General features: G+C 42.1%; 4 protein-coding genes. All 4 read right to left on the bottom strand.

Annotated elements, in window-relative coordinates; genetic code table 11:
* A partial coding sequence (locus ACERCF_RS12425) for a tail assembly protein (protein WP_472853099.1) occupies window positions 1-265 on the bottom strand: 265 nt, incomplete at its 3' end.
* Window positions 266-267: 2 nt separating this feature from the next.
* A complete protein-coding gene (locus ACERCF_RS12420) occupies window positions 268-393 on the bottom strand; it encodes a hypothetical protein (protein ID WP_015484176.1) in 126 nt (41 codons plus the stop codon).
* Window positions 394-647: 254 nt separating this feature from the next.
* The gene (locus tag ACERCF_RS12415) at window positions 648-1,379 is read right to left on the bottom strand and encodes a C40 family peptidase (RefSeq protein WP_373625775.1); all 732 of its coding nucleotides are present in this window, start codon (window positions 1,377-1,379) and stop codon (window positions 648-650) included.
* Between the two features lie 3 nt (window positions 1,380-1,382).
* Window positions 1,383-2,081: phage minor tail protein L (locus ACERCF_RS12410; protein ID WP_373625774.1), on the bottom strand; the 699-nt coding region annotated here is incomplete at its 5' end.

Below are 2,081 nucleotides of genomic sequence, written 5' to 3'. Positions count from 1 at the left end.
CCCCCCCGCTTTTCGCCCCTTTGATAACAGGGGTAAAATGAATGGTTTGCCCTTTCTTCAGGCAATAAAAAAGCCCTTTTTCAAGGGCTGAGGCATCTAAATACTGTTTCCCGATGCGGACTTTATAAATACCGTCTCGCAACGTTTCACGCAAGCCTGTAAGCTGTGAGCATAACGCTCTGATGGCTTCTGCGGTGTCTTTAACTTCAAGTCTAAAGTCTGTACCGAATTTTCTAAGATTTCCGTAAAATTTAACTGTAATCATAGTTACCACCAACGAATAGCAGTGATAAATTCAGGGGCTTTCCAGATGAACGCAAACAAAAAGAGAATTATTGCGGCTGTCCACATTGTTTTTCTGATTTCTTTTGGGGTAATATTTATTGCTTCCATAAGAACTCCTAGAAATTTGAATGTAAATCGTTTATCATTCATTTAATTTATGTCCTCTTAGTTAGGTAAGTGGATATGAAAAACCCCGAAGTGCTGCAAACGCTTCGGGGTTTGTTTTTTCCGATTGCGTTGTGAAATCATAACAATGCTCATTGTCTGTGTAACGTTGAAGGACTTCCACACCTTTGCTTTGTCAAATGTATTTTCACAACTTAATGGCTAAATTTCTTTTAAACTGCTTTAAAGATTTTTTGCTAATCCTGAACAGCAATATCATTCAATATGCCGTCAAAATCTAACTTCTCCGCCAGTTTATGCCGCCAAATGCTGTGGGTATGACGTAACCAATAGCCGTCGTATAAATCACGCTTAGATAATCGGTTCGGGCTATGATGGATTACCATCTGTTCGCCAATGTAAATGGCAGCGTGGTTCGGCACATCAGCACCTACTTGCATTAAAATCACATCGCCGATTTGTGGGGTTTCCACTCGCTCAAAACCTTGCCCTTGGATATTATCCAAATAAAGATTTTGCCCGCTGTGCCACCAGTCATCTTGTCGCTCGAACTCATCCATCTCATAACCGGCAAGCATATAGGCATCACGATAGAGCGTATAACAGTCCATTACTCCGTGTTTAAATTCACGCCCGATTAAATGTGGTACATTGCGGAATTTATGGATTTCCCGATTATGCACCAGCCACCAATCTAAACCGGTCTGTACTTGCATTTTGCGATCAAGGGTAGATAGTATAGGCTTGCCATTTGGTTCGGGGTGTGAATGCACCACCGCCATCAGTTCGCCTTTTTCTTCTGCTTTGATGTAATCAAGATCGGAGATTTCAAAGTAATTAGCTTTGTCGTCCGCTTGGTTTTCGCAAGGGATAAATTGATTTTGTTTGCCGTCAAAAACAACAAAACCGCACATTTCGTGCGGTTCGTTTTTGAGAGCGAAGTCGATAATTTGTTGCTCTAAGTTCATTATTTACCCCAATTTATTTACCGATACAAACCCGCCAAAATTGCGTTGATTGCCTCTTAATTTACAACCATTCAGGCAATGACTACATTTATCTGCTTTTGGGTCTGATGTCGGTTTGTCTTTTTCATCAAAATATTGTCTGCCAGTATAGCCACATTCCGCTGAGCGATAAATCCAAGTACAGGTATCCGCCATAATAATTCGGCTCGGGATCTTGGCATTATCGGTTTCAATCGGCAACGCAAGCGTAAAGGTCGCCGTTTCTCGGGTGAGGCTGGAAAGTTGTTCAATCACAAAATGGCTGATAATTTCTTGATTAGGATCGGCTTTGGCATTACCGCCAGCAAAATTTACCGCATCTAAATATTGAGCATAAACCTGATGCCGGCGGACAATCGCCCCGATACATTCGTCAAACTGATTCGCAATACCGGTAATTAAACCAAACAGATTTGATAGTGTCAGGGTTGGACGATTGCTCGGGCCGCTACTGTTTCGTTCAAATCCTGTTGCCTCGATGGGGTAAGGGTCGTAAGTTCGACCTTGCCAAACTACGCTGGTTTTCAGCTCATTTAAACCCGAGTAAAAACGATAAACCACACCGGCATTGCCGTTTTTGTCTTGCAATTTACGCAAATCAACCTCGTACAAGTCCAGCATTGCATTTTGCTCAAGTTTGGCAAGGTCGAGTTTCATTTGGTT

The organism is Mannheimia kashgarensis, from assembly GCF_041807705.1.
GTDB lineage: Bacteria > Pseudomonadota > Gammaproteobacteria > Enterobacterales > Pasteurellaceae > Mannheimia.
This window is presented reverse-complemented; position numbering and strand designations above follow the sequence as displayed.